Annotated in this window: 24 protein-coding genes; 15 read left to right on the top strand and 9 right to left on the bottom strand. The window is 67.0% G+C overall.

From position 1 onward, the window contains the following. The first annotated feature begins 432 nt into the window (after positions 1-432). Positions 433-1,722 carry a glycosyltransferase family 4 protein gene (locus tag ACW17W_RS01260; RefSeq protein WP_492078588.1) on the top strand — a complete coding sequence of 430 codons (1,290 nt, stop codon included), beginning with the start codon at positions 433-435 and terminating at the stop codon, positions 1,720-1,722. Positions 1,723-2,810: 1,088 nt separating this feature from the next. Then, the gene (locus ACW17W_RS01265; protein WP_492078590.1) at positions 2,811-2,957 is read left to right on the top strand and encodes a hypothetical protein; all 147 of its coding nucleotides are present in this window, start codon (positions 2,811-2,813) and stop codon (positions 2,955-2,957) included. A 22-nt stretch (positions 2,958-2,979) separates the two neighbouring features. On the opposite strand, the gene ACW17W_RS01270 is transcribed toward ACW17W_RS01265, so the two are convergent. The 3 genes from ACW17W_RS01270 to ACW17W_RS01280 all read right to left on the bottom strand — a co-directional run bounded on the left by ACW17W_RS01270 (position 2,980) and on the right by ACW17W_RS01280 (position 7,751). Then, positions 2,980-5,196: an AGE family epimerase/isomerase gene (locus ACW17W_RS01270; protein WP_492078592.1), complete on the bottom strand. Its 2,217-nt coding sequence runs from the start codon at positions 5,194-5,196 to the stop codon at positions 2,980-2,982. Positions 5,197-5,479: 283 nt separating this feature from the next. Beyond that, positions 5,480-6,967: a sensor histidine kinase gene (locus tag ACW17W_RS01275; protein ID WP_492078594.1), complete on the bottom strand. Its 1,488-nt coding sequence runs from the start codon at positions 6,965-6,967 to the stop codon at positions 5,480-5,482. 46 nt (positions 6,968-7,013) lie between these two features. Beyond that, a complete protein-coding gene (locus tag ACW17W_RS01280; protein WP_492078596.1) occupies positions 7,014-7,751 on the bottom strand; it encodes a TVP38/TMEM64 family protein in 738 nt (245 codons plus the stop codon). A gap of 104 nt (positions 7,752-7,855) precedes the next feature. Between ACW17W_RS01280 and rpmH the strand changes: the two genes are divergently transcribed. Genes rpmH through yihA form a run of 4 tightly spaced genes read left to right on the top strand, consistent with a single transcriptional unit; the run spans position 7,856 to position 10,976 of the window. After that, the gene (rpmH, locus tag ACW17W_RS01285; RefSeq protein ID WP_013268133.1) at positions 7,856-7,990 is read left to right on the top strand and encodes a 50S ribosomal protein L34; all 135 of its coding nucleotides are present in this window, start codon (positions 7,856-7,858) and stop codon (positions 7,988-7,990) included. Between the two features lie 55 nt (positions 7,991-8,045). Beyond that, positions 8,046-8,468, top strand: a complete 423-nt coding sequence (gene rnpA / locus ACW17W_RS01290) for a ribonuclease P protein component (RefSeq protein WP_492078598.1) — start codon at positions 8,046-8,048, stop codon at positions 8,466-8,468. Continuing rightward, positions 8,465-10,297 (top strand): membrane protein insertase YidC, encoded by a 1,833-nt coding sequence (gene yidC, locus ACW17W_RS01295; RefSeq protein ID WP_492078600.1) that lies wholly within the window; start codon positions 8,465-8,467, stop codon positions 10,295-10,297. Before rnpA ends, yidC begins: the two co-directional genes overlap by 4 nt. Before the next feature lies 1 nt (position 10,298). Then, positions 10,299-10,976, top strand: a complete 678-nt coding sequence (yihA, locus tag ACW17W_RS01300; protein WP_492078604.1) for a ribosome biogenesis GTP-binding protein YihA/YsxC — start codon at positions 10,299-10,301, stop codon at positions 10,974-10,976. Here yihA and ACW17W_RS01305 read toward each other — a convergent pair. Then, positions 10,973-11,149 carry a hypothetical protein gene (locus tag ACW17W_RS01305; protein WP_492078606.1) on the bottom strand — a complete coding sequence of 59 codons (177 nt, stop codon included), beginning with the start codon at positions 11,147-11,149 and terminating at the stop codon, positions 10,973-10,975. The two genes, yihA and ACW17W_RS01305, sit on opposite strands and share 4 nt — an antisense overlap. A 123-nt stretch (positions 11,150-11,272) precedes the next feature. Between ACW17W_RS01305 and ACW17W_RS01310 the strand changes: the two genes are divergently transcribed. Together ACW17W_RS01310 and ACW17W_RS01315 are read left to right on the top strand one after the other, a co-directional pair. Then, positions 11,273-11,476, top strand: a complete 204-nt coding sequence (locus ACW17W_RS01310; protein WP_492078607.1) for a hypothetical protein — start codon at positions 11,273-11,275, stop codon at positions 11,474-11,476. A 51-nt stretch (positions 11,477-11,527) separates the two neighbouring features. Then, a complete protein-coding gene (locus ACW17W_RS01315) occupies positions 11,528-13,267 on the top strand; it encodes a gamma-glutamyltransferase family protein (RefSeq protein WP_492078609.1) in 1,740 nt (579 codons plus the stop codon). A gap of 17 nt (positions 13,268-13,284) precedes the next feature. Here ACW17W_RS01315 and ACW17W_RS01320 read toward each other — a convergent pair whose 3' ends face one another. After that, positions 13,285-14,142, bottom strand: a complete 858-nt coding sequence (locus tag ACW17W_RS01320) for a glutamate racemase (RefSeq protein WP_492078611.1) — start codon at positions 14,140-14,142, stop codon at positions 13,285-13,287. A 151-nt stretch (positions 14,143-14,293) separates the two neighbouring features. On the opposite strand from ACW17W_RS01320, the gene ACW17W_RS01325 reads away from it, so the two are divergent. After that, the gene (locus ACW17W_RS01325) at positions 14,294-16,492 is read left to right on the top strand and encodes a M3 family metallopeptidase (RefSeq protein WP_492078612.1); all 2,199 of its coding nucleotides are present in this window, start codon (positions 14,294-14,296) and stop codon (positions 16,490-16,492) included. 87 nt (positions 16,493-16,579) lie between these two features. Here ACW17W_RS01325 and ACW17W_RS01330 read toward each other — a convergent pair whose 3' ends face one another. The 3 genes from ACW17W_RS01330 to ppc all read right to left on the bottom strand — a co-directional run bounded on the left by ACW17W_RS01330 (position 16,580) and on the right by ppc (position 20,415). Beyond that, a complete protein-coding gene (locus ACW17W_RS01330) occupies positions 16,580-16,900 on the bottom strand; it encodes a UrcA family protein (RefSeq protein WP_492078614.1) in 321 nt (106 codons plus the stop codon). A 255-nt stretch (positions 16,901-17,155) separates the two neighbouring features. Continuing rightward, positions 17,156-17,467 carry a UrcA family protein gene (locus tag ACW17W_RS01335; RefSeq protein ID WP_492078616.1) on the bottom strand — a complete coding sequence of 104 codons (312 nt, stop codon included), beginning with the start codon at positions 17,465-17,467 and terminating at the stop codon, positions 17,156-17,158. Between the two features lie 224 nt (positions 17,468-17,691). Beyond that, positions 17,692-20,415 carry a phosphoenolpyruvate carboxylase gene (ppc, locus tag ACW17W_RS01340; protein ID WP_492078618.1) on the bottom strand — a complete coding sequence of 908 codons (2,724 nt, stop codon included), beginning with the start codon at positions 20,413-20,415 and terminating at the stop codon, positions 17,692-17,694. A gap of 242 nt (positions 20,416-20,657) precedes the next feature. Here ppc and ACW17W_RS01345 point away from each other — a divergent pair, with 242 nt between their 5' ends. The 5 genes from ACW17W_RS01345 (at position 20,658) to rimM (ending at position 25,110) form a co-directional block, all read left to right on the top strand. After that, positions 20,658-20,966 (top strand): PadR family transcriptional regulator, encoded by a 309-nt coding sequence (locus ACW17W_RS01345; RefSeq protein ID WP_492078620.1) that lies wholly within the window; start codon positions 20,658-20,660, stop codon positions 20,964-20,966. A gap of 71 nt (positions 20,967-21,037) precedes the next feature. Continuing rightward, the gene (locus tag ACW17W_RS01350) at positions 21,038-22,090 is read left to right on the top strand and encodes a hypothetical protein (RefSeq protein ID WP_492078622.1); all 1,053 of its coding nucleotides are present in this window, start codon (positions 21,038-21,040) and stop codon (positions 22,088-22,090) included. 219 nt (positions 22,091-22,309) lie between these two features. After that, entirely contained in the window at positions 22,310-23,863 is a 1,554-nt protein-coding gene (gene ffh, locus ACW17W_RS01355) for a signal recognition particle protein (protein ID WP_492078624.1), read from the top strand. Between the two features lie 25 nt (positions 23,864-23,888). Then, complete coding sequence (gene rpsP / locus ACW17W_RS01360; protein WP_492078626.1) at positions 23,889-24,482, top strand: 30S ribosomal protein S16; 594 nt, start codon at positions 23,889-23,891, stop codon at positions 24,480-24,482. A gap of 100 nt (positions 24,483-24,582) precedes the next feature. Beyond that, entirely contained in the window at positions 24,583-25,110 is a 528-nt protein-coding gene (rimM, locus tag ACW17W_RS01365) for a ribosome maturation factor RimM (RefSeq protein ID WP_492078628.1), read from the top strand. A 30-nt stretch (positions 25,111-25,140) separates the two neighbouring features. On the opposite strand, the gene ACW17W_RS01370 is transcribed toward rimM, so the two are convergent. After that, positions 25,141-25,314 carry a YegP family protein gene (locus ACW17W_RS01370; RefSeq protein ID WP_492078630.1) on the bottom strand — a complete coding sequence of 58 codons (174 nt, stop codon included), beginning with the start codon at positions 25,312-25,314 and terminating at the stop codon, positions 25,141-25,143. A 159-nt stretch (positions 25,315-25,473) separates the two neighbouring features. Here ACW17W_RS01370 and ACW17W_RS01375 point away from each other — a divergent pair, with 159 nt between their 5' ends. Next, a complete protein-coding gene (locus tag ACW17W_RS01375; protein ID WP_492078632.1) occupies positions 25,474-26,178 on the top strand; it encodes a glutathione binding-like protein in 705 nt (234 codons plus the stop codon).

The following is a 26,178-nucleotide window of genomic DNA, read 5'->3' on the forward strand; positions in this document are numbered from 1 at the left end:
CCCCTCGCTAGGGGTATAGGCTTGGGCAAGGCGTGGCGCTCCGATGGTCTGGTCGACGTGGACCTGACGGCGGTCGGTGGATCGGCGAACCTGCGCAAGCTTTGGAACTGATGACCGCATGCCGGGGCCTGAGATCGACTCTGAACGGGAACGTAGCGACATCACGGGCCGATGAAATCGAAACAGCGCTGCGACTGGGATCGGAATCGCAGTTGATCAAAATGCTGCTCACCCGGAGCCGGGGCGGACCCTTGAAGCTTGGAAAGCCTCGGCGTGCAGGAAAGTTCTCGGGTTCGGGCCGATAGTGCGGGCGCTCGGCTGGGTGACAACCGGAAAACGTCCTTCACTTGCTTGCTAGACGCCCGGGGGCCGGTAAATGTCCCCGACCCTTCGAAGTTCAGAGCATCACGTATGTCCAAGTTTACCGCCTGCGTGGACGGGCGCGACCTTTCCCTGGCTGAAGGCTCCGGCATCGCGACCTATGGCCGGAACCTGCTAACCACCCTGTCGGCGCTCGGCATGGACACACAGGTCCTGTACGGGCCGCAATCGCCGGTCTCGCGCGAGAGCCTTCTGAACGAGATCGCCCTAGTGGGACCGGCCTCGAACGGCGGCAGGCCCACTGCTTGGAAACAACAAATCCGGATGGCGCGGGCGCGCTTGGGACTGCCTGCCTGGCCTGTCAGACGTGAGCATGTGATCTGGCCACAGGACGGCGCTGTGCCGCCCAAGGCCGATATTTTCTGGGCCAGTCAGGACCTGTATCGCACGGGCCACAAATCGTTCGTGAAGACGGGGAAACTGACCGAAGTCAAGTTCAAGTCGTCCGCCGATATTTCACGTCCGGATGTATGCCATTGGACTTCGATCATGCCGTTCCACGGTAGGGGGGCGGTGAACATCTATACGATGCATGATCTAATACCGCTGATTCTTCCACATCTCTCGCTGAGCGACAAGACCCAGTACCTCAGGGTTTGCCGGGCTATCGCCACCCGCGCGGACCACATCATCGTAGGGTCCGAGTCCGCCAAGGACGACATCATGGCCATGCTAGGCGTCGAGGGGGACAGGATCACCAACACCTACCACGCCATCGATCTTCCGAAGGGCCATATGGAGCGCCCGGACGCCGATATCGCCCGGGAGCTTGAAAGCGCCTTCGGTCTGGATTGGAAAGGCTATTTCCTCCACTACGGCACGATCGAACCGCGCAAGAACCTGGGTCGGACCGTCGAGGCCTGGTTGGCGTCGGGCGTCGATACACCCTTGGTCATCGCCGGCGGTGATGGCTGGCTGTTCCAGCCCGAGGTGGCCTTGCTGGATCAGGTTCAGCAAGGCGGGGGATCGGCCAGAAAGCGCCTTCTGAAGTTAAGATATCTCCCTGCCGGAGTTTTGGCCAGCCTGGTTCGAGGGGCAAAAGCCCTGCTGTTCCCGTCCTTGTACGAAGGGTTCGGTCTTCCAGTTCTGGAGGCAATGACCATGGGCACGGCCGTCCTGACCTCGACCGCCGGATCCCTGCCGGAAGTCGCGGGCGACGCGGCTGTTCTGGTCGACCCGTACGACGTCGACGCCATCCGCGCCGGCATCGTGGCGCTGGATCAGGACGAGGGCCTTCGCGACGGACTGGTCGTGATAGGAACGGCGCAGGCGGCGAAATTCTCGGTCAGCGCCTACCAGGAACGGGTAAAGGGGGTCTACGATCGGCTGGGATTGACCTGAGAGACGAAGCCCAACGCAGAGATTCAACTGCAGGGCGCGCGCTCTATGCGAGAGCCGGCCACGAAGGCGTCCACACCTGTCCGCCGAAACCGGACGATCGAGGCCGCAGTAGCGTCACGCTGCTCGAAGCCGGCCGGGACGGGCAGCCAGTCGTGAGCGGCCACTAGGCCCGACAACGACCACTTTCAATATAGACACCACAGGCCTCGTCAACAGCCTGATGATTCAGTGCAATCAGGCAGGCACCGGCGCCCATGGGCGGCGCCACGCGCCAGAACCAGACGACGTCCTTGATCGGCAGGACGGCCTGAGCGCCCGGGGGAGCATTGGAAGAAACACGGTATGGACGTCTCTAATCCGCCACAGCCGCTAGCGAAACCGTCGCCGACGAGCGCCCGCAGGACGATCAGGTGAAAACAGCTGACGACATCGGCCGGTCTCCACCAACGGTCTCCCGACCATCAGCACGGAGTGCCGCTCATGGCTTTCGATCGCGCCGCATATCGCGTCTATCCGAGAATACAAGGTGCGCTTAGAACAGGAACAGGAGCGGAGTTCTCGTGTTCAACCGGTTTCTGCCTGTATACCGGGCGCTGCTCCTTGGCAGCGGCCATCCGGGCTTGTCGCACCCATCTGCTCATGGTCCTGTTGTGTAGCACGCTGATCAATCTGCTCTACCTCATGCCGACCGGCGGCGTGCTGTCGCTCGCGCCGCTCAGTTGGTCGTCGTCTTCGCTTGGGCGCCGTGGCGGCGCTCGACTGGCTGCACACCCGGATGCTGACCCGCCCCGACCTGCGTTTGGATAGGCTGCTGCCTCCACCATCCCCGCAGGGCGTGATGCCTCTACATGGGCCAGGCCGATCCTCGCCCGGGCGTCCTAGCCCTGTTCGACGCGCGCAGTGCAATCTGGTCAGTGCCGAGGGACCGGCCGGAAGCTGGTCCATCCTAGCTCATATCGCCAAGAGGCTGATCGGGAGTTTAGTCTTAGCCTTCCGGCCCAAGTGGCCTTCGCCATGCCAATCCGGCGGTCAAGAGTGGCGGCTTCGGCGCGGACACCGAGCGGTTCAGCCTGGTCCTGCTCGACGGCATGGATTCGACGGTCATCCACATCCAGCCGAAAGCGTTCGAGAACTCGGGCCTGCACAGCGCCCCGTTGTGGCGCGCCGCCGACGGGGCGCTGTGCAGGGACGGCGGGGCCGAGGACCGGCGCGAAGGCCAGGCCAAAATCCACTGATCCTGAGGCCCGGCGGGGCGCATCAACCCAGCGTCAGCTTCTGTCCGCCGCCTAGGTCGAGCGCCGCATGGGTCCGGCTCAGCTGATCGAAGGCGGCGATGATGTGATAGAATGTGCTCGCCGGAGCCGGCTCATCCAGGAAGGTCCCGTCCGCGAACCGCTTGTCGCGCCACAGGCCGTTTTCGGTCAGATATAGCCACAGGGCCCGCAGGGCGATCGCGGCGTCTTCCAGATAGGCGGTACGCTCACCGTCGTCGCTCTGTTCGGCGAGGATCAGCGAGGATTTCAGCCATTCGGTCTGGGGCCACAGCCGCGCCCGGTGGCTGCGGATGGTCATGTCGTCGTTCATGGCGTCCATTGCCACGGGCGGACGCTGGCCGATGCCCCGTGTTCCATTGGCATAAAGGGCGCGGGCGGCGGCAGTCGCACGGGCATCGCTGCGCTGCTGGCCATAGCGGGCCAACAGCCAAGCCCATTCGAACTGATGGCCCGGTTCGAAAAGCTGGCCGTCCTTGCCCTCGGCGGGTGCCCAGTTCGCGTTGAAGAATTCGCGCAGAAAGCCGCCTTCGCGGTCGATGAAGACGTCCATCGCCAAGCCGGCGATCCGGTCGGCCATGGCGGCCCAGGCCGGGTCCTCGCTCAGGGTCTCCCAGGCCAAGCTAGCCTCGAACAGGTGCATATGGGCGTTGGACTGGAACGGATGGTCGTCGAACTCGCGCATGGCGCCGTTGGGCATCGCCTCGGACAGCAGCTGCTCGCGCAGCTTGACCGCGTCGGCCTCCAGCTCCGAGTCCCCTATCCCGGCCTGTTTTGCGGCGGCCAGAGCGAACAGGACGAAAGCCTGATCGTAGAGCATTGCCGTCTCGTCGACGACGCTCCAGTCGGCACCGATCAGGGCGCGCGTCTTGCCGTCGGGGCGCAGATAAGCGGCTCGCAGACGCCCTAGGGCGGAGACGATGATCGGTTTCCAAGGGCCCTTCCAGCCCATGGAGCCGGCCTGGGCGTAGACGAAAATCTGACGGGTCTGGACCCGGGCGCGGCGGTTCCCCCCGGGAGCCTGTCCGTCTAGGGTGAGGGTTTCGCTGAAGCCGCCGTCAGCGCCCAATCCTAGGGTCGCCCAAATCGGCAGGGCGCGCAGCCGCAGCCAGTCGGCGAACCGCCGTGCACCGGCCTCCAGGCTCTCTGGCCCGTCTTTCCGGAAGTCCAGGTGACGCGGCGAGATAACCTTCATCCGCTCCACCAGCCGCTTGACCTCCTGAGAGCGCGCCAAGTCGCATACCAGAACGGCGTCCTCCTCGACGATAATGGCCAAGTCGCTGACGCCCAAGGCTGCGACAAGCTTGCCGTCAGGCGCCCGCGCCAGAATCCGTTCGGCGTCCTCGAAGATATGGATGCCTACCCCGCCCTCGCCGCTGGCCGCGATGGCGTCCCAGGCGCCGAGGTCGGACCAGGCGAAATCGACTTCCAGAACCGAGGCTCTCTGGGTGGGCTCCATGACCGCATAGTCGATGGAGATTTTCGGCGCGCTGCGGAAGCCTTCGCCGAGCACCACGACCGGAGCGCTCGCCGCTTCCTCGGCGAAGGCCGAGGAAGCGGCCGCCAGAACCGTCGGCGCGTGGGTAACCAGTTCCTCGATCAGGGTCGTGGCCGAGACGATGAAATTGCCGCTGTTCCACAGATAGCCGGCTTCGATGAAGGCGCGGGCGGCCTCGGGTTCGGGCTTTTCGTGGAAGGAGGCCACGGCCGATAGTCCCCGCCCTTCCGGTTTGATGTAGCCATAGGCGGAGGAGGCTTCGGTCGGCTTGACGCCCAGGGTCACAATCCGCCCCTGGGCCGCTGCACAAGCGGCTTCGGTCACCGCGCTGCGGAAGGCAGCATCGTCCGGGATATAGTGATCCGAGGCGACGAAGACGATGATTCCGTCTGGATCGCGCTGGTGCACCCACAGGGCGGCCGCCGCCATGGCCGCCGCTGAATCCCGGGCCTCGGGCTCGAGCAGGATCTGCCCGCTGACGCCGATTTCCGCGAGCTGGGTCTCGATCGCCTCGCGGTGGGAGATCCCCGCAATCACCACAACCCTTCCGTCATCGCCCGTCAGGTCGTGGACCCGGTCCACAGTATCCTGAAACAGCGACCGATTTCCGGCCAGCGCGATGAACTGCTTCGGTCGTGAAGGACGTGACGCAGGCCACAGACGCGTACCGGCACCGCCGCACATGATAATAGGATAGAGGGTCATGCACCGACTTATAGGCGAGAGTGAAGGAGAGGGAAGTTATAAGCACCCAAAATAGCAACGCTAGGTCAGGCCCCGCAAACTTGCCACATCCGGGCTACAACTCAGTGACTTCATCCAATCTTCAGATAAGCTTGCAGCGCTTGGGCTATGCAAAAACGGCGTGGCGGGCCTGGGTTCTGAACCCATAAAGCTTGCGGTGAAGTGATCTCGCTGATTCAAGGATTCCGGAAGGAGCCTTGGCATGGCGCGATACGATTTGAGCGAGACGGAGTGGCGGCTAGCTTTATGGGTTCAGAACAGAGAGCGGGAGCGGCAGCCGGATTTCGAAGGTAGTGCCGCCCGGGCCCGTTTCGATCAGCCGCAACTCGCCGCCATGATTGGCAGCCAGTTCGCGCGAGATGGTCAGACCCAAGCCAGTACCTTCAGACGCCTTGCCGCTGACGAAGGGTTCGAATAGTCGCTCCGAAAGACGTGGCGGAATACCTGGTCCGTCATCGGCGATCAGGATCACTGCGGTCTCGCCGTCGGTCCCGGCGGAGATGCGGACCACGCCCCGCCCCCTGCGCGGACCCCGCGTCGTGTCGGCCTCGATGGCCTGACGGGCGTTGCGCATCAGATTGACGAGGATGCGGTGCAGCTGGTCGCTGTCAGCGGTGACCACGAAGCGCGCCGGGATGGCCCGCACCAGCCGTACGCCGGCGGACTCGAGCCCGGCGTCCTCGGCGGCGTTGGCGGCGGCGGTCGCCAGCGGAATAGGGGTCAGGACAGGCGGCGGCTCTTCCGACTTGCCGTAGTCGAGGACATTGCGGGTCAGGGCGGCGGCGCGGCTGAGGGCCCGTTCCAGTCGCGGCATGGCCTTGGCCACCTGGGGATCGGCGGAATCGGCCAGTCGCTCCGAGGCCATCTGGGCCGAGGTCAGCATGTTTCGCAGGTCGTGATTGATCTTGGCCACCGCCTCGCCGAGCGCTACCAGCCGGGACCGGGCGCGCAGGGACTGGCGAACCTCGTCCTGCATCCGCGCCAGCTCGCGCTCGACCCGGCCGATTTCGTCATGGCGGTCGGACGGGGTCGGGGCGATGGTTCCGGGATCGGCGGCGAAGCCTTCGATGGAGCGGGTCACCCGGCGCAGGGGCTGTAGCACCAGATAGGACAGGCCGGCGTAAAGCAGGCCTCCGGCGGTGATCGAGATCAGGGCCGAGACCAGCAGGCCGTTCAACAGGAAGGCGCGGAGCTCCAGCTTCAGCGGCTCGGCGGGCGCCACCACGTCGATAAAGTCTCCCGAACGATAGCGCGGCCGGGCCCGGACCCGGATAGAGCGGTCGGGCTCGCCCGTCAGGGTACGGACCGGGTCGAGCAACCGGGCGCCGATACTGGGCCGCCTCAGGTCGATGAAGTCTGGAGCCCGGGGCAGCACCGGCGCGCGCAGCAACTGGCGCAGTACGCCCTGGTCGCTGATCGCGACGGCCGAGACCCCGCCGATGCGGAGCAGCTGTTCGGCCGTGTCGTCGTCGACCGCATTATAGGGCAGGGCCTCGACCCCGACCGAGGCCAGTTCGGCGGCCTGCAGCCGGTCCATCAGCCAGCGCTCGTGGAAGGAGGCCGCGCTGGGGGCCATGATGAGGGCCCAGACGGCCACGGTGAAGGCGGCGGTCAGGATCAGCAGGCGCGCCGACAGCCCGTCCGGCGCAGGCGGCCTGAGGCCTGCGGACGCCGGAACAACAGAGGTCAGGCGGCGGCGGATCGCGTCGATACGGGCCGGGACAGACGTCATGATGCTGGCATCGCAAGCTTTGGCCGGCCGATCAATGCGCAGTGGGTCAATCGTCCGCGCCTTTCGCCGCGTTTCGCCGCATCCAGGCCGCCTGGACGGTCTTCAGGGCGAAGGGCAGGATGACGGCGAGAACGAAGACCCCGGCCATGGGCGCCCAGAACTGGTTGAACAGGGACTGGACGTCCGGGTCCGGGTCGGTGACCAGAAGTCGGTTCAGCCGGGCCCCGATCCAGCAGTAGATGATGTGGGCCGGCAGCAGGCCGATCACTGTGGCGATGGAATAGGGCGCCAGCCGCGCCCCCATGACGCCGGCGGCGATATTGATCATGTGAAAGGGCACGACCACGGCCAGACGCGAGGCCAGCACATACCAGAAGGTATCGCGGTCGATGGCGGCGCAGACCCGGGCCATCACCCCGCCCTTGCGGTCGGCGGCCTCGCGCATGGATCGACCCAGGGCCGAGCGCGCCACGCCATAGACCATCAGCGCCCCCAGGGTGGCGGCGATGGAGGTGGAGATCCCTCCGACCCAGGGCCCGAACAGATAGCCGGCGGTGATGGTGACGAAAAACACCCCCGGCACGACGCTGGCCGTGAGCAGGGCGAAGACGGCCATCAACAGCAGCACGGACAGTATGGCATGGTCGGCGGCAAAGGCCCGAAGCGCCCCGCCGTGCTCGCGCAGGGTGTCCAGCGACAGGTAGCGGTTCCACCCCATGCCGAAGACCAGGGCGACCAGGGCGACCAGGAGGATCAGGGGACCGAAGCGCCTGATGCGGTTCATATGCGCTCCAGCGTTGACAGGCGAAGCCCCCGCCCTTATACGCCCGCCCTTCCCGAGACGGACGCGTCCATGTCCGCCGCACCCTTCAACCCGAGGAGCCGACCGTGAAGCGGACCTATCAGCCGTCGCGTTTAGTGCGCAAGCGCCGTCACGGCTTCCGTTCGCGGATGGCCACCAAGAACGGTCAAAAGATCGTTGCGCGGCGCCGCGCCAAGGGCCGCAAGAAGTTGACGGCCTAAGCCTCCGGGCCTTGCGCTTTCACTCTTGCCGCCTGATGCGTCCGGTTCCGGGCGTATGACGGAAACCCTGAAGATCGAACGCCTGACCTCGCGGCCCCAGTTTCTGGCGGCCGCGAAAGGCGTTTCGCAGGCGCGCGGCGCGGTGGTCGTCCAGCGACTGGAGCGCCATGACGGCCAGACCCATATCGGCGTCGGCTTCACCGCCACCCGCAAGGTCGGCGGGGCGGTCGTGCGCAACCGCGCCAAACGCCGGCTGCGCGAGGCGGCGCGGGCCCTGATCCCTCTCCATGGCCGTCCCGGCAGCGACTATGTGCTGATCGCCCGCATGGGCACGGCCGGGCGCGAATGGGATCGTCTGCTTGACGATGTCAAATCGGCGCTTACAAGGCTGGCGACCCCGCAGGGCGCGGACGCCGGACCCCGGAGCGAGCCCCAGAACGCCCGCAAAATTCCTGCCCAGGACGACGGACCCGCATGAAACCCGACAATACCCGAAACACGATCATCTTCGTCGTGTGCATGGCGGTGATCCTGATCGCCTATCAGTTCTTCGTGCTTCAGCCCCAGGGCGAGAGGCGCAAGGCCGAGCTTGCGGCGCAACAGGCCGCGGCGCAGCAGGCCAGACCCGGAGCCTCGCTCGCCGGGCCCGGCGCCATGCCGGGCGCCGCCCCCGAGGCGGTCTTCGTCACCGACCGGACGCGCGCCATGGGCTCGGTGCCGCGGGTGCCGATCCAGAACGCCAGGGTGAAGGGCTCGCTTTCGCTGCAGGGCGGGCGGATCGATGATCTGTACCTGACCACCTATCGCGAGACGATCAAGGCGAACTCGCCCTTCGTCGAACTGTTCCGGCCCCAGGGCATGGAGCACGCCTATTTCGCCCAGTTCGGCTGGGTGGGCCAGAACGTCCCCGGCGGTGTGCCGGGTCCCAACACCGTCTGGCGCATGACGTCGGGCGCCACCCTGACGCCCTCGACCCCGGTCACCCTGACCTGGGACAATGGTCAGGGCCTGCGGTTCACCCGCCTGATCTCGATCGACGACCAGTATCTGTTCACCGTCACGGACACCGTCGCCAATCTGGGGACCCAGGCGATTACCCTGGCCCCCTATGGCCGGGTCGAACGTCAGGGCGTGCCCACCGATCTGGGCAAGAACCAGATCCTGCACGAAGGCGGCATCGGCACCTTCTCCAGGGGCGACGGCTTCGCCACGACCCAGCTGAAGTACAAGGACTGGGCCAAGAAGCCGCTGGAGAAGTTTGAGTCTACCGGCGGCTGGCTGGGCGTCACCGACAAATACTGGATGGCCGTTCTGGTCCCGACCCAGTCAGAGACGATCCAGGCCGAGTTCCGCGTCACCGACGCGGACCGATACAATGTCCATTCCGCCCAGTTCCTGGGCCAGACCCGCACCATCCAGCCGGGCGCCACGGCCACCGAGACGCAGCGGCTGTTCGCCGGCGCCAAGCGCAACGAGATCCTGGCCGGCTATGAGAAGGCGCTGGACCTGCCCCGCTTCATCTATGCGATCGACTGGGGCTTCCTGTTCTTCCTGACGCGCCCGATCTTCCTGCTGGTCGAGTTCTTCTACGGTCTGGTCGGCAATTTCGGGGTGGCCATCCTGCTGCTGACCCTGACGATCAAGCTCGTGATGTTCCCGCTGGCGAACAAGAGCTACGAGAGCCTGTCGAAGATGCGCAAGCTCCAGCCCCAGATGGAGGAGATCAAGAAGGCCCATAAGGACGATCCGGCCGCCCAGCAGAAGGAGACGATGGCCCTTTATCAGCGGGAGAAGATCAATCCGCTGGCGGGCTGCCTGCCCATCCTGGTCCAGATCCCGGTCTTCTATGCCCTCTACAAGGTGCTCTATGTCACCATCGAGATGCGCCACGCCCCCTTCTTCGGCTGGATCCGCGACCTGTCGGATCGCGACCCGACCAATATCTGGAACCTGTTCGGCCTGATCCCCTGGGATCCGGCGACGGCGCCCCTGATCGGCCAGTTCCTGGCCGGCGGCGCGGGCGGCGGTTTCACCCTCGGCCTCAGCGTCCTGGCCATCATCTATGGCTTCACCATGTGGCTGCAGACGGCGATGAACCCGCCGGCGCCCGATCCGATCCAGCGCCAGATCTTCCAGCTGATGCCGATCCTGTTCACCTTCATCATGGCGTCCTTCCCGGCGGGCCTGCTGGTCTACTGGGCCTGGAACAACATCCTCTCCATCGGCCAGCAGTATTTCATCATGCACCGCTTCAAGGCCGAGAACCCGATCGACGACTTCCTCGGCCGCTTCGGCAAGAAGACCTGATGTGACCGAGGTCCCGCCTGAACCCGCGCCGGTCTCTGCTGCCGGCTTTGACGAAGACGAACTGGAAGCCGCAAGGGTGCTGTTTGCGCGTCAGGCGACCTTCGTCATGGGCGCCGCCAAAATCGAGCAACTGCCAGAGCCGGACCTGCCCGAGATCGCGTTTGCCGGCCGGTCCAATGTCGGAAAGTCGAGCCTGATCAACGGCCTGGTCGGGATGCACAAACTGGCCCGCGCCTCCAATGAGCCGGGCCGGACGCGCGAGGTCAATTTCTTCGATCTGGACGGCAAGCTGCGGCTGGTCGATCTGCCCGGCTACGGCTGGGCCAAGGCGTCGAAAACGACCGTGAAAAAGTTCCAGGATCTGGGCCGCGACTATCTGCGCGGGCGGGTCACCCTGAAGCGCGTCTATCTGCTGATCGACAGCCGCCACGGCCTGAAATCGGTCGACGACGAGGCCCTGGATGCGCTGGATCTGGCGGCGGTCTCCTACCAGATCGTCCTGACCAAGGCCGACAAGATCAAGAAGGGCGAGGGCGAGGCCATGCGCGAGAAGACGCTGAAGGCCATCTCCAAACGTCCGGCCGCCTTCCCTGCCGTGGCCCTGACCTCGGCCGAGAAGGGCGACGGCATGCCCGAACTGCGCGCCGAGATCATGCGGACGACAGGCGCCGGACTCTAGGGCGTCCACCCCGGACCGGGGCCCTGGGGCGACGGGGCGACAAAAGGCGCCGTCGGCGGTTCGCCATGGTCGATATAGTGGATCAGCCGGCTGTACTGGTCCTGCATGACGCCGTCGACCGCCTCGGCGAAGGCGCCCAGTCCGGCGCCGCAGAGTGCTGGAAAGTGCTTCATGGCGGATCTTCTCCCGGCGTCATGGGAACGCTCGAAGGGCCGGCGGGTCAACCGGCTGTGATCGGTGAGCGCTTGCCGTCAGGTCAGTCGGCCGTATGCTGGCGCAGCAGGGGGATGGACGTCATGGAAAAACCGACACCGCCACCGGGACCGGGCGTCTGGACGCTGTTGCAGGCGCGGATAGACCGCGCCATGTGGCAACAGGACGAGTCGGACGCGGCGGGCCGCTCCATCAGCCGCTTCGTCATCGTCAATCCGCCCGAGACCCTGACCTACGACACCTTCGACGAGGCCGAGTCGGTCTTCGAGGCGCTCGGGGACGACTGAGGCGGTTTCTGGCGGTGACGCCGCAATCCCGCTCCTGCTATCAGGTCTGACATGAGAACCCCCCTCGCCTGTCTCGCCGCACTGCTTCTGGCCCTGGGAGGGTGTGCGACCGCTTCCTCGCCGGCTTCCGAAGGCGCGGTCGTTCCCTCTCCGCTCGCTGGCGCCCCCCCGGCGCGCGGCCCGTTCGTGGCGGCCGCCAATCCGCTCGCCGTCCAGGCCGGACTGAACGTTCTGGCGCGTGGCGGTTCGGCGGTCGATGCGGCCGTGGCCGTCCAGGCGGTGCTCGGTCTGGTCGAGCCCCAGTCGTCGGGCCTGGGCGGCGGGGCCTTCATGATGGTCTATGACGCCGCCACCCGCGAGATCACCGCCTATGACGGTCGCGAGACGGCGCCGGCGGCCGCGACGCCCGAGCTGTTCTATGAGAACGGCCGTCCCCTGCCCTTCATGCAGGCCGTGCTCAGCGGTCGCTCCACCGGCGTGCCGGGCGCGGTGGCCCTGCTCGGCGAGGCGCAGAAGGATCACGGCGCACTGGCCTGGGGCGAGTTGTTCGGCGACGCTGAACGGCTGGCCCGGGACGGTTTTGTGGTCAGCCCGCGTCTGGCGCGAATGATCGCCAGTGCAGCGCCCCAGGCCGGGAGCCGTTGGGCGACAGCCTATTTCACCAAGGCCGACGGGACCCGCTATGTCGCCGGAGATGTGCTGAAGAACCCGGCCTATGCCGAGACGGTTGCCACCCTCGCCCGTGACGGCGCGCGCGCCCTGTATCACGGGCGGATCGCCGGGGAGATCGTCGCCGCCGTCCAGGCCGACAGCCGTCCCGGCGGACTGACGCTTGAGGATCTGGCCGCCTATGCGCCGATTGAGCGCGGCGCCCTGTGCCGACCGTTCCGGGTCTATGTCGTCTGTGTGCCGCCGCCGCCGTCCAGCGGGGTGTCGGTGCTGCAACTGCTCGAGATGTCGGACTATGCGCCCGATCTGGCCTGGGGGCCGGACAGCTCCGCCGCCTGGATCGCCTTCGCCCGGTTGCAGAGACTGATGTACGCAGACCGGGACCGCTATGTCGGTGATCCCGCCTTCGTCGGCGTACCGGTTCAGGGATTGCTGGACGAGACCTATGTGGCCGAACGCGCGTCCCTGGCCGCCGGCCTGACCGGGGCGGCGGCGGCTGGCACTCCACCCGGGGGCGTGTTCCGGGCCCCTGACGCCACCCGTGAGCCTGCCGGCACCAGCCACTTCGTCATCGTCGACGCCCGGGGCAATGCCGTCAGCATGACCACCACGGTCGAGAGCATTTTCGGGTCGGGCCGAATGGCGGCCGGCTTCTTCCTGAACAACCAGCTGACCGACTTTTCCTTCTCGCCGACGCGCGCCGATGGCGAGCCGGCGGCCAACGCCGTGGCGGCGGGCAAGCGGCCGCGCAGCTCCATGTCGCCCGCCATAATCCTGGACGCAGAGGGTCGGCTGGTCGGGGCCATGGGCTCGCCGGGCGGGTCGTCCATCCTGGCCTATAACGCCAAGGCCCTGATCGGGACGCTGGTCTGGGACCTGCCGGTGCAGGCCGCGTTCGACCTGCCCAATCTGGTGGCCAAGGGCGACGGATTCGGGGCCGATACCGAACGCTTCAGCCCTGGGCTACGCGACGCGATGGCGCAAGGCGGCGTACGCATCCAGCCCAATGCGTCGGAAAACTCCGGGCTGCACGGCGGCCTGTGGCGCCGTGACGCCGGGGGCCGTTGGGGCTGGGACGGCGGGGCCGATGACCGGCGCGAGGGCCAGGCCCGCACCCACTGATACAGCGTCCGGAACGCTCAGGCGGCCTCGAAGGTCAGGGGCGCGCCCCAGAACCGGCTGACCATGTCCGACTGCGGTCCGGGGCGGCCGGAGGTCAGAAAGTCGCGTCGTCCGCTGGCGCCCAGGTCGTAGTCGGGATGGCGCGCGAAATAGCGTTCCAGCGCGTCCGCCACGGCCGTCGGCTGGTTGATCAGTCGCGTACCGACGGGAAGGGCCGCGGCGAAGACGTCGGCGATGATCTCGTAGTGGGTGCAGCCCAGGATGGCTGTATCGGGGTGGCGACCGATGCGGCGACGCAGGGCGTCGACATGCTCGTCGACCACCACCTTCAGTTCTTCGGCCGTCGCGCCCAGTTCGATCAGGCCCGCAAGCCCGGGGCAGGGCTCGGAGAACACCGCCAGATCCTCGCGTCGCTTGTCGATCTCGATCTCATAGACCCGGCTGAGCGCGGTGGCGGCGGTCGAGAAGACGCCCAGAATGTCGATGGCCTCGATCTTGTCGTCGCGGGCCGAGCGGTCGGCCTCATAGGTCCAGGGCAGGCCGGTCGCCGCCTCGATGGTCGGGACGATGATGCCCAGCACATTGACCGGCCGGCCGTAGCGAGCCTGCTGAGCGGGGATCCACGTCTGTTGCAAACGACGAAGGGCGACCGCAGAGGCGGTATTGCAGGCCAGTACGACCACGCTGGCGCCGGCGTCGAACAGGGTTTCGCAGCCCTTCCGGGTCAGGTCGACGATCTGTTCGCCGGTCTTGCCCCCGATGGGGGCATTGGCCTGATCGGCGAAATAGACAAAATCCCGCTCCGGAAAACGGGTCACGAGTTCGCGGTGGACCGTCAGTCCCCCCACGCCGGAGTCGAATACGCCAATCGCCATGCCGGGGGCTTTAGCCCATTTCTGCGATGCAGCGGAGACGGAAATTTCTCCCGCCCGCCCGGGATGTGGAATATTACGGGGCGTTCATGTGACGGCCGTGCGACATGGGCCTAGGGATGGGGACAATCATGGCATTTACCCGGAGTATCCGATGCACAGACGCCAGCTTCTCATCGCAGGCGGCAGCCTGATGGCTCTCACGGCCTGTTCGACCACCGGCGCCGCCACCCCGGGCGCCGTCCCCTCCGCAACCCCTGCTGGCGGCGCCGCCCTGTCCCTGGCCGAGGAGGCCCGGATGGCCCGGGCCGTCCTGCCGACCCAGACGCCGCGCGCCGAACTGCTGCAACCCTGGACCGGCGCCTATGACGGCGTGCCGCCGTGGGACAAGGTGACCCCGGCCAAACTGCGCGAAGCCATGCTGGAAGCCATGGAACTGGCCCGCGCCGACGTGGCGGCGGTGGCCAACAACCCCGAGCCCCCGACCTTCGCCAACACCATGGCGGCCCAGGAGCTGTGGGGCCAGCCGCTGGACCGCGCCTTCAATATCTACAGCGTCATGACGGGCAATATCGGCGGCGATGAATATGACGCCCTGGACACCGAACTGTCGCCCCTGACCTCGGCCTTCTTCGATGAGATCAGCTTCAACGAGAAACTGTTCCAGCGCGTAAAGACGGTCGCCGACAATGCCGACGCCATGGGGCTGAACCCCCAGCAGAAGCGTCTGGCCGAACGTGCGCGCGACGCCTTCATCCGGTCGGGCGCCAATCTGGATGCGGCCGGCAAGGCCGAACTGGGCCGGATCAACACCGCCCTGTCCAACGCCTTCACCCGCTTCGGCCAGAAGGTCGTGGCCGACGAGAACAGCTGGACCGTGATCGCCAATGAGGCCGGCGCCGCCGGACTGCCGGCGTCGAACAAGGCCGCCGCCGCCTCGGCCGCGCGCAGCCGCAACCTGACGGGCTGGGCGATCCTGAACACCCGTTCTGCGGTGGATCCGTTCCTGACGTTCGCCGACGACCGGGCCCTGCGCGAACAGGTGTGGAAGAAGTTCGTCAACCGCGGCGACAATGGCGACGCCAACGACACCAATGCGACCATCGCCGAGATCGTCAAGCTGCGCGACCAGCGCGCCAAACTGCTGGGCTATCGCAACCATGCCGAACTGCGGATGCAGGACACCATGGCCAGGACCCCGGCGGCGGCCAAGGGACTGATGGACCGCGTCTGGGCGCCGGCCAAGGCTCGCGTCGCCGAAGAGGTCGCCGACATGAAGGCGATCGCCGGGTTCGACATCGAGCCGTGGGACTACCTCTACTTCGCCGAGAAGGTCCGTAAGGCCAAGTACGACCTCGATCAGAATGAGCTGAAGCCCTATTTCGAGCTCAACGCCGTCCGCGCCGGCTCCTTCGCCATGGCCGAGCGGCTGTACGGCTTCACCTTCAAGAAGCTGGCCAAAGGCGCCGTGCCGGTCTTTGAGCCCGACGTCGAGGTCTATGAGGTCCACGAGAAGCCGACGAACCGGCTGGTCGGTCTCTACTACACCGACGACTACGCCCGGGCGGGCAAACGGTCCGGCGCCTGGATGACCAGCTACAGGTCGTTCTCGCAACTGGGCGGATCGGAAGCGATCCTGGTGTCGAACAACAACAATTTCACCAAGCCCGAGCCGGGCGAGCCGGTGCTGATCTCGCTGGACGACGCCGAGACCCTGTTCCACGAGTTTGGCCACGCCCTGCACTATCTGTCGTCGGTGGTGACCTATCCGTCGTTCGGCAATACCCCGCGCGACTTCGTCGAATATCCGTCGCAGGTGCACGAGCACTGGGTGCTGAGCCGGCCCATCCTGGACGGCTATCTGAAACACTACCAGACCGGCGCCGCCATGCCCCAGACCCTGGTCGACAAGATCCAGGCCTCGAACACCTTCAACCAGGGCTATGCCACGGTCAGCTATCTGTCCTCGGCCATCGTCGACATGGACCTGCATACCCAGGCCGTGCCGCCCACCGACATCGACGCCTTCGAGAAGGCCTCACTGGCGCGTCTGGGCATGCCCAAGGAGATCGTGATGCGGCACCGCCTGCCGCAGTTCAATCACCTGTTCACCTCGGACGCCTATTCAGCCGGCTATTATTCGTACCTGTGGTCCGAGGTGATGGACGCCGATACCTGGGCCTATTTTGAGCAGTCGGGCGACGTCTTCAATCCGGACATCGCCGGCCGTTTCAAGAGCCAGATCCTGGCGCCCGGCAACACCACCGATCGCGGCGAGGCCTACCGCGCCTTCCGCGGCCGCGACCCGGACGTGGCCGCCCTGCTGCGCGTTCGCGGCTTTCCCGTGAACTGACCGGAGCGGTCACTGGCGCGGATTTTCTAAGAGAGAGACGCCCGGGACCCCAGGTCCCGGGCGTTTTCGTCTTCGGCGAGACGAGGTCTAGACGGCGACGTTGGGAACCCAGGCCAGGATGCGGGTCCCCGAACGGGCGCGGGCATAGTCGTCGCGGCGGGCGTCGGGCAGGGCGTTGTGGAACTCGCGCGTCACGGCGGTGCGGCATTGCACCCCGGCCAGGGCGGGACGACCCGCGCAGGCGTTGCGGGCGATGCGCTGGACGCGGGCGTCGAAGACGGCGGCCCCCTGGAGGGTGGCGAGATCCAGATCGTCGATCCGGACGCGATGTTGGCTGTTCTGTGCCGCGACCGGGGCGGCGGCGGCGGCGGCGAAGGCGAGGCAGAGGGCGAGGGCGATCTTTTGCATGACCGGCATCCAGTTGATCGTCGCGGGGAGGAGCGACGGGGGGCTGACTAGGCCGGATCGGTGACGCGGGCGCCGCCATCTCGTGATGGTTGGATCACATTTTGCTGACGCTGGGCTGTTGTGGGCATTTCATAACCTCAACAAGCCTCACACAACGCAAGAACATGCCGAGGCTTGTGCGTTCGGGGCGGAGCGGCGAAAGCCCCGACCGGAACGAGCCGGCGGGGCTTGGCGGGGGGCGGGCGCCAACCGGATCTACAGGGTGATCGAGGGGCGACTGGCGGCGTACTGCGCCCGGGCCGGCTTCGGCAGCTGCGCCACGGCCTCGGCGCGAACCGCAGCGACGCAATGGGGGGTGTCGTTCAGGCGGCTGGCGGGTCGGGTGGCGTTGCGGCACATCGAGCGCGAGGCATCAGCGATGCGGGCTTCAAAGGCGGCGGCGCCGGCAGGGGTGGACAGGTCAAGATCGCCGAACGGGATGCGAACGGCCGAACCGCCGGAGGTCTGGGCGGAGGCCGCACCCGCGATGGCGGCGGCGGAGAGGGCGGCGGCGAGGATCAATTTCATGGCAGGGTTTCCTGAGGGGGTTTGTCGCTCTTGGCGGCGACGAAAGCCCTTCTGGACCCTCTCTGGAGCGGCACACCGGCCCTTCGGCGGCAAAGGTAAGGCCAAGCTTTAATTCGAGGTCATGACATTGAAGTCATGACATTTTCTTCAGCCGCCGGGACCCATCCGGACCCGGAGAATTCGACACCGGACGGTCATGCGCCGTCCGTCGCGACAAAGCCGGTCTAGCCGCTGTTTCTCAGTCCCGCCGCCACGCCGTTGACGGCCAGCAGGATGCCTTCGCGGACCCGGGGATCGTCATCCCCCGCACGACGACGCCGGATCAGTTCGATCTGCACATGGTTCAGGGGCTCGACATAGGGCATGCGCAGCCGGATCAGCCGGTCCAGCTCGGGCTGGCCGCCCAGCAGCCGGTCCTGACCGGTGATAGCCAGCACGGCGTCGCGGGTGCGCTCGAACTCGGCGTTGATCTCGCCATGAATGCGCACGGCCAGGGCCGGGTCGGGAACCAGGGTCGCGTAGCGCCGGGCGATGGTCATGTCGGCCTTGGCCATGATCATCTCCATGTTCTGGATCAGGGTGCGGAAGAAGGGCCAGTCGCGCGCCATGACCTTCATCTCGTCCAGATCAGCAGCCTGGGCCGCCGAGCCGAAGCCGAACCAGCCGGGCAGCATGACCCGGCTCTGGGACCAGCTGAACACCCAGGGGATGGCGCGCAGGTCCTCGATGGCGGTGGACGCGGTGCGCGAGGCTGGGCGCGAGCCGATCTTCAGCTCCGACAATTCGGCAATGGGCGTGGCGGCGCGGAAATAGTCCACGAAGCCGTCGGTCTCATAGACCAGCTTGCGATAGGCGGCCATCGAGGCCTGCGACAGGGCCGAGGCGGTCGTGCCGTGGCGGGCGGTCAGTTCGTCGTCGGGCGGAGGCGCCAGGGAGGCGATCAGGGTCCCGGCGGTCAGGGCGTCCAGATTGCGGCGGGCGACATCGGGCTCGCCGTATTTGTTGGCGATGACCTCGCCCTGCTCGGTGATGCGGATGCGGCCGGCCACCGTTCCGGTGGGCTGGGACACCACCCCGGCGAAGCTGGAGCCACCGCCGCGTCCGACGGCGCCGCCCCGGCCATGGAACAGCTGGAGCCGCAGCCCGGCTGCTTCGGTCACGTCGAGCAGGGCGCGCGAGGCCTCGTGCAGCTCCCAGGTCGAGGTCAGGTAGGAGCCGTCCTTGTTGGAGTCCGAATAGCCGATCATCACCTCCTGCACGCCGCGCGCCCGGGCCACGGCCATGGCGGCGGGCTCCTTCAGCAGCCGCTCGAGGGTCGGTCTGGCGGCGCGCAGGTCGTCGATGGTCTCGAACAGGGGCGCGGCCTGGATCGGGCACTCGCCCGGCGCATCGGGTCGGTAGAGGCCGACCTCCTTGAGCAGCAGATAGACCTCCAGAAGGTCGGAGGCCGCATCGGTCTTGGAGACGATATGGGTCCGGATCGCCTGCGGCCCGAAACGGTCCAGGGCCACGGCGGCGGCCTGAAGGATCGATCGCTCCTTCAGCGTCTCCTCGCTGTAGGCGCCATAGGGATTGAACAGCAGCCGGCCCGAGGCCAGTTCGCCGGACAGGAGGGCGATGCGACCCTCCTCGTCGAGGGCCGAATAGTCGGCCTCGACCCCGGCCACCCGGAATAGCTCGCCCACGACCCGCTCATGCACGTCGGAGTTCTGGCGCAGGTCGAGGGTGGCCATGTGGAAGCCGAAGATGTCCACGGCCGTGATCAATCGCGCCAGATTGTCGTCGGTGAAGGCCTCTCCGTGGCTGGCGATCAGGCTGGACTGCAGAATGGCCAGTTCGGCGCGGAACGCGTCCGGCCCGGAATAGGCGGTGGCCGCGAAGCGGGCGGGTCGGGGCGCCGGATGGCCGGTCAGGGCCTGATGGGTCGCGGCCAGCCGGGCGTAAATTTCGGTCAGGGCGCGGCGATAGGGTTCATCGGCCCGATGCGGGGAATCGTCGTCCGAGGCCCCGGCCAGTGCCGCCAGTTCCGGCGTGACCGACGCCAGGGACGCCGACAGGCTGAGCTCGGAGCCCAGGGCGTTGACCTCGTCCAGATAGAACCGCAGCACCGCCCGCGCCGCCGTGGCCATGGCCGCCGACAGGGTCTCGCCATTGACGTTCGGATTTCCGTCGCGGTCGCCGCCCACCCAGGCGCCGATGCGGATGAAGGGCTGGAGGTCCGGCGCGTCCAGCCGTCGTCGCCAGTCGGCCAGTTGCTCCGGGGCCACCTTGAGGAAGATGCGCTCGAGGAAGGAGACGACCGTGTCGATCTCGTCCTGGACGACCAGACCGGCGCCGCGCACCAGACGCGTGGACCACAGGATCACCGTCTGACGACGCAGGCCCCGCCGGAAGGCCTCGGGCGAACAGGCGGGCATGCTGTCGGATCCCGGCGCATCGCAGGCGTCCAGCAGGTCGGAGACCGCGGCGATCCGGTCAATGACGCTCTTGCGCCGCACCTCGGACGGGTGAGCGGTCAGGACCGGCGAGATCAGGGCCTCGGCCAGCAGGGCGCGCGCATCCTCCGGGGTCCTGCCGGCCGCCGCCAGACGGGCCAGGGCGCCCTCCATGGTGTCGGGACGGGCATGTTCGGGGCTCAGGGCCGCGAGGGTCTGGGTCCGGGCGCGGCGCTTGCCCGCCCGGTCCTCGGCGATATTGGCCAGGAGCGAAAAGACCGCGAACCCGTGGGCCAGACCGACGGCCTCGTCCAGGTCCAGTTCTGTCAGCAGACGCTCCAGCCGTTTGGCCGGATGGGAGGCCGGGTCGCGGTGATAGGCGACCGAGGCCTGACGCACGGCCTCGATCTTGTCATAGAGGGCCTGGCCGCCCTCGTCGCGAATGACCTCGCCGAGCTGGGCGCCCAGCAGGCGGACCTCTTCGCGCAGGCGGTCGTCGGAGGCAGGCGACATGGTTCGTCTCGCTTCTTGTGCAGGGCCGTCAGGGATTCGCTCCACCTTGAGGTCAAAACGATCTTCAACGCGACCCCGAGGGCGGGAAACATGGAATGAATTTGAGTGACAGTCGCCCAAATGGGCCCGGTGGCTTCTGACCCTGAAAGCGCGGGGTTTTCGGCCCCTCCGCAGAGCCGCGGAATTTGGAGCTTAAAACACCGACGATTGACATTAAATCTATCTAGGTAGACATAATGCATATGGTCCGCGCCAGAGCCCTGTCCGACGTCGCCCGATCCGTGCTCTCCGTCCTCAATGAGGCCGGAGCAGACTGGTCACACGGCTATGATCTCTGTCGCCGGACGGGCGTAAAGTCCGGCACCCTCTATCCCCTGCTGATCCGGCTGGAGGCTCAGGGTTGCCTTGAGGCGGTGTGGCTGGAAGCCGGGTCGGGACGACCGCCACGCCACGCATACCGACTGACGCCCGCAGGCAGAGAGCTCGCCATGGCAAACCCGCCGGCCCCAGCGCCCGAGATCCAGCCCCGGCATAGAGCCAGACCGGCATGAAGATGGCGGAGCGGATCGTCCGACTCTGCACGAGGCTGGCACCCTCCCGCCTCTCCGGATGGGCCGAGGGCATGGCGCGCGAAGCCGCCGAGATCGAACGGCCGGGACCGGCGCTCATCTTCGCGCTCGGTTGCGCGATCTGGGCGCTCAGGTCGGCGACGGCTGAGGCGGTGCGTGAGGCGCTGACAAATTCCGAAGGAGGACGGGCGATGACAAGGATGGATGGATGGTCTGGACGCGGCGTGGCGATCGCCTGCGCCATGGCGGCGACGGTCATGGGGCTTGCCTATCTGGAGATGGCGGGCGCGCCCGGTCGGATGCTGACGATGAACGCCGCGGCGCTTGTCGCGGGACTGATCGTGGTCCTGCCCCTCATGCGGCGGGCGCCGCTGGCCCGACCCGCCGCCGGCGTGCTGGCCCTGGCGGCGGGACTGGCCCTGTTGGCGACAGCGGGGCTCGGGAGTGAGGCGTCGGGTGTCCGTCGGTGGGTCGCCTTCGGTGGTGTCGTGCTTCAACCGAGCCTGATCCTCCTGCCGTTGCTGATCGTCAGTTTTGCCCGGTCGCGCGATGTCCTGACCGCCGCCGGCGCGGCTCTCGCCGCTGTCGCGATGGCCTGCCAGCCGGACAGGGCGATGGCGGCCGCCCTGGTCGCGGGGATCGGCGCCGTCGTCCTGATGAAACGCGAGCGACTGGCGATCATGGTTCTGGGCGCCGCGATCGTGGCCATGGTCGCCGCCGCGCTACAGCCGGACGGGGTGCCGGCCACGCCGTTCGTCGATCGGGTCTTCCGTACCGCCCTTGCCGTCGGCCCCCTGTCTGCCCTCGCGGTCTGGGGCGGTGCTGCGGTTCTGCTTCTGCCCGCATGGCTGGGCCTGGGACGTCATGGAAGCGGCAGCGCAACCTACGCCGCTTTCGGCGCGACCTGGCTGGCGATCATCGTTGCGGCCGTCGTTGCCGACTACCCGACCCCGCTGGTCGCCTATGGCGGAAGCGCCATCGTCGGCTACCTGCTGGCGGCGCTTGGGCTGCCGCACCGCAGCGGACGGATCGTTGAGGCCGGTGAAAAGGCCGGCTCCCGTCCTGTCGACACAGCGACCGGCGAATTGCGCTTCGGTGCAGTCTGATCGGCGGGAGTCGACAAACTACCGTCTTTGCCTCATAAGCCGCCGCTTCCGACGCAATTGAACCTGCGTCTCCACCTGCACGACCTCCATTTCGGTGGAACGAGGCAGGCGAGAACCCTCCGCCGACGTGAGCGTCGCCGGGGGCCGTTGTCGTATGGAGCCGGTTCGTGGGTCGGTCTGAATGCTCCGGTCACGGGACCGCGGGCCAAGAGGTAGTGAATGTTCGAGGCTCTGAACGAGCGGCTGTCAGGCGTCTTTGACCGGATCACCGGTCGCGGCGCCCTGTCCGAAAAGGACGTGGCGGAGGCGATGCGCGAGGTGCGCGTGGCCCTGCTGGAGGCCGACGTCGCCCTGCCGGTGGTCAAGGACTTCATCGCCTTCGCCACTGAACGCGCCACCGGCGAGGCGGTGATCCGCTCGGTCCGCCCGGCCGACCAGGTGGTCAAGATCGTCTACGACGGCCTGATCGAGATGCTGGGCGGCGAGGAGCCCGTCCCGCTCAACACCAACGCCACTCCGCCCGCCGTGGTCCTGATGGCCGGCCTTCAGGGCTCGGGCAAGACCACGACCTCGGCCAAACTGGCGCTGCGCCTGACGAAGTTCGATCGCAAGAAGGTCATGATGGCCTCGCTGGACACGCGTCGTCCGGCCGCGATGGAACAGCTGGCCCAGCTGGGCAAACAGATCGAGGTCGCGACCCTGCCGATCGTCGAGGGCGAGAGCGCGGTCCAGATCACCCGGCGGGCCCTGACCTCGGCGAAGCTGCAGGGCTTCGACGTCCTGATCCTCGACACCGCCGGCCGCATCACCCTCGATGAGGCCCTCATGGCCGAAGTGGCCGAGGTCGCCGCGATCGCCAGTCCGGTCGAGACCCTGCTGGTCGCCGACAGCCTGACGGGTCAGGACGCGGTGCGGACGGCCAAGGCCTTCCACGAGCGTCTGCCCCTGACCGGCCTGGTCCTGACCCGCGCCGACGGCGACGGTCGCGGCGGGGCCATGCTGTCGATGCGGGCCGTCACCGGCCTGCCGATCAAATATCTCGGCGCCGGCGAAAAGGTCGATGCGCTGGACGTGTTCGACGCCCGTCGCGTCGCCGGCCGCATCCTGGGCCAGGGCGACATCGTCGCCCTGGTCGAGAAGGCGTCCCAGGAGCTCGACCAGTCCAAGGCCGAGGCCATGGCCCGCAAACTGGCCAAGGGCCAGTTCGACCTCAACGACCTCGCCGCCCAGCTGCAGCAGATGAAGAAGATGGGCGGTCTTCAGGGCATCATGGGCATGCTGCCCGGTGTCGCCAAGATGAAGAACCAGATGGCCGAGAGCGGCGTCAACGACCGGATGATCCTGCGTCAGGAAGCCATCATCTCGTCGATGACGAAGATCGAACGCAAGAAGCCCGACCTGCTCAATGCCAGCCGCAAGAAGCGGATCGCCGCCGGGGCAGGGGTGGAGGTCCAGGAGATCAACCGCCTGCTGAAACAGCATCGCCAGATGGCTGACATGGTCAAGTCGATGGCGAAGGGCGGCCCCCGCAAGATGCAGCAGATGGCGGCCATGCTCGGCGGTCTCGGCGGCGGCGGTGGCGGCTCCGGGGGCATGGGCGGCATGCCCGGGCTCGGCGGCCCTGATCTCAATCGCCTGAAGGCCCTGGGTGGCAAGGCCCCGGAACCCTCGGCGGACGAACTGAAAGCCATCCAGGACCGGCTCGCCGGGCTTGGAGGCGGACAACTTCCGGGAGGCCTGCCCGGCCTGCCGGGCTTCCCACCCAAGAAATAATCCGGCTTAAAGAAAGAGACTGAAAATGCTGAAGATTCGTCTGTCCCGCGGCGGCGCCAAGAAGCGCCCCTACTACCACATCGTCGTCGCCGACTCGCACGCCCCGCGCGACGGCAAGTTCATCGAGAAGGTCGGCTCCTACAACCCGATGCTGCCCAAGGACGGCGCCACGCCGCGCATCGTGCTGAAGGCCGAGCGTATCGCTGAATGGCTCGGCAAGGGCGCCCAGCCGACCGACCGCGTCGCCCGCTTTATCTCGCAGAGCACCGACGAGGTTCTGGTCGGCAAGGTCGCTTGGACCCAGTCCAACAACCCGAACAAGGGCGCTCCGGGCAAGAAGGCCCAGGAACGTCTGGCCGAGCGCGCCCAGCGCGAAGCCGACCGCGCCGAGGCCGAAGCCGCCGCCAAGATCGAGGCTGCCGAAGCCGCCGAGCGCGCCCGGGAAGAGGCCGCCGCCGCCGCCGAAGCCGCGAAGAACGCCCCGGCTGTGGAAGAGGTCGCCGCTGAAGAGCCCGCCGCCGAAGCCGAAGGCTCTGCCGAGGTTGCCGTCGAGGAGGCTCCGGCTGAAGGCGCCGCCGAAGAGGCTCCTGCTGCTGAAGACGAAAAGACCGAGGGCTGAGGCTCTCCACACCGCCGGTTTCGGTCGGATCGGTTCATGGAAAGCAGCGCCCTTGCGGGCGCTGCTTTTCTGTTATGGGCGGGGATGAAGGGATCTCGAGATGGCTGCTGATACCAAACTCGTTCTGGTTGCTCAGATATCTGGCGGCTTCGGCGTGCGCGGAGAGGTGCGGGTGGCGGCATACACTGCGGATCCCATGACCCTGCTCGAGTACGGCGTCCTGCTGAGGGCCGACGGATCCGTCGGCCTGACCCTGACCTCGGCGCGGCCGGACAAGGTCGGCCTCGTCGGACGCGCGAAGGAGATCGCGACCAAGGAGGAGGCGGACGCCCTGCGCGGGCTGAAGCTGTTCGTGCCGCGCGACGCCCTGCCCGAGCCGGACGAGGACGAATTCTACCTGACCGACCTGATCGGCCTGGAGGCCCGCGATCCGGCCGATGTCGTGCTGGGGACCGTCCGGGCGGTCCAGAATTTCGGCGCCGACGACATGCTGGAGATCGCGCCTGCGGCCGGGGGGCAGACTTGGTATCTGCCGTTCACGCATGACGCCGCGCCGGAGCTGCACATCGCCGAGGGCTGGCTGCGGGTCGTGCGGCCCGAGGAGATCGGCGAACGGGAGCCCGACTGACTGTCAGGGCTCCCGGCCTTTGTCGCGGCCTCAGACCTCTTCAGTCGGGGCGTCGACGACATATTTCTTGATCGACTCGATGGCCCGTTTGGCGCCCGACTTGTCGGAATAGCCCTCGGTCGAGAAGATCGTTTCGGAATTGTATTTGAATCGGACGCGGAATTCGCCCGCCTTGTCCTGATAGACTTCGAACTTGTGCGCCACGGGGCGGCCTCCTGGATACGTCCGGCAGGGATCGGACTATGGCCAAGCTGGCAGATCGCCCGTTCCCGTCAACCGGGAAATGACCCGGTCCGGGCGGTGCGGCGTCTTGCGCGGCCATGTGCGCCTGCCGACATGCGGGCCCACACCCCGAGGGACGCCATGACCGACCTGTCCGCCTTTCCGATCACACGCCAGTTTCCGCCGAAACACCCCGACCGTCTGCAGCTCTATTCGCTGAACACGCCCAACGGGGTGAAGGCCTCCATCATGCTGGAGGAGATCGGCCTGCCGTACGAGGCGCATCTGGTCGACATCATGAAGGACCAGACCTGGACGGCCGACTATCTGTCGCTGAACCCCAACGGCAAGATCCCGGCCATCCTCGATCCGGACGGCCCGGGCGGCAAGCCGCTGGCCCTGTTCGAGTCGGGGGCCATCCTGATCTATCTTGCCGACAAGACGGGTAAGCTGCTCTCGGCCGACCCGGCGGCCCGATACGAAACGATCCAGTGGGTCATGTTCCAGATGGCCGCGATCGGCCCGATGTTCGGCCAGCTCGGTTTCTTCCACAAATTTGCCGGCAAGGACTATGAGGACAGGCGACCGCGTGATCGCTACGTCGCCGAGAGCCGTCGCCTGCTGGGGGTTCTGGACGGGCGGCTCAAGGACCGCGACTGGCTCATGGGCGAGGACTATTCCATCGCCGACGTCGCCACCCTCGGCTGGGTGCGCAATCTGATCGGCTTCTATGAGGCGGCCGAGATCGTCGGCTATGACGACTTCGAGGCGGTGGAGGCGTGGCTGCAGCGGGGGCTGGCCCGCCCGGCGGTGCAGCGAGGGCTGCAGATTCCGGCCCGCGGATAG

This window comes from Brevundimonas sp. FV1ye29L, from assembly GCF_058681095.1.

Coding starts and splice junctions, on each gene's coding strand:
- rimM (WP_492078628.1), top strand. CDS start 24,583: ATGGCTGCTGATACCAAACTCGTTCTGGTTGCTCAGATATCTGGCGGC.
- ACW17W_RS01265 (WP_492078590.1), top strand. CDS start 2,811: ATGGATTCGACGGTCATCCACATCCAGCCGAAAGCGTTCGAGAACTCG.
- ACW17W_RS01375 (WP_492078632.1), top strand. CDS start 25,474: ATGACCGACCTGTCCGCCTTTCCGATCACACGCCAGTTTCCGCCGAAA.
- rpsP (WP_492078626.1), top strand. CDS start 23,889: ATGCTGAAGATTCGTCTGTCCCGCGGCGGCGCCAAGAAGCGCCCCTAC.
- ACW17W_RS01350 (WP_492078622.1), top strand. CDS start 21,038: ATGGCGCGCGAAGCCGCCGAGATCGAACGGCCGGGACCGGCGCTCATC.
- ACW17W_RS01270 (WP_492078592.1), bottom strand. CDS start 5,196: ATGACCCTCTATCCTATTATCATGTGCGGCGGTGCCGGTACGCGTCTG.
- ACW17W_RS01280 (WP_492078596.1), bottom strand. CDS start 7,751: ATGAACCGCATCAGGCGCTTCGGTCCCCTGATCCTCCTGGTCGCCCTG.
- yidC (WP_492078600.1), top strand. CDS start 8,465: ATGAAACCCGACAATACCCGAAACACGATCATCTTCGTCGTGTGCATG.
- ACW17W_RS01305 (WP_492078606.1), bottom strand. CDS start 11,149: ATGAAGCACTTTCCAGCACTCTGCGGCGCCGGACTGGGCGCCTTCGCC.
- ACW17W_RS01315 (WP_492078609.1), top strand. CDS start 11,528: ATGAGAACCCCCCTCGCCTGTCTCGCCGCACTGCTTCTGGCCCTGGGA.
- ppc (WP_492078618.1), bottom strand. CDS start 20,415: ATGTCGCCTGCCTCCGACGACCGCCTGCGCGAAGAGGTCCGCCTGCTG.
- ACW17W_RS01345 (WP_492078620.1), top strand. CDS start 20,658: ATGGTCCGCGCCAGAGCCCTGTCCGACGTCGCCCGATCCGTGCTCTCC.
- ACW17W_RS01310 (WP_492078607.1), top strand. CDS start 11,273: ATGGAAAAACCGACACCGCCACCGGGACCGGGCGTCTGGACGCTGTTG.
- ACW17W_RS01320 (WP_492078611.1), bottom strand. CDS start 14,142: ATGGCGATTGGCGTATTCGACTCCGGCGTGGGGGGACTGACGGTCCAC.
- rnpA (WP_492078598.1), top strand. CDS start 8,046: ATGACGGAAACCCTGAAGATCGAACGCCTGACCTCGCGGCCCCAGTTT.
- ACW17W_RS01275 (WP_492078594.1), bottom strand. CDS start 6,967: ATGACGTCTGTCCCGGCCCGTATCGACGCGATCCGCCGCCGCCTGACC.
- ACW17W_RS01330 (WP_492078614.1), bottom strand. CDS start 16,900: ATGCAAAAGATCGCCCTCGCCCTCTGCCTCGCCTTCGCCGCCGCCGCC.
- ACW17W_RS01335 (WP_492078616.1), bottom strand. CDS start 17,467: ATGAAATTGATCCTCGCCGCCGCCCTCTCCGCCGCCGCCATCGCGGGT.
- ffh (WP_492078624.1), top strand. CDS start 22,310: ATGTTCGAGGCTCTGAACGAGCGGCTGTCAGGCGTCTTTGACCGGATC.
- ACW17W_RS01325 (WP_492078612.1), top strand. CDS start 14,294: ATGCACAGACGCCAGCTTCTCATCGCAGGCGGCAGCCTGATGGCTCTC.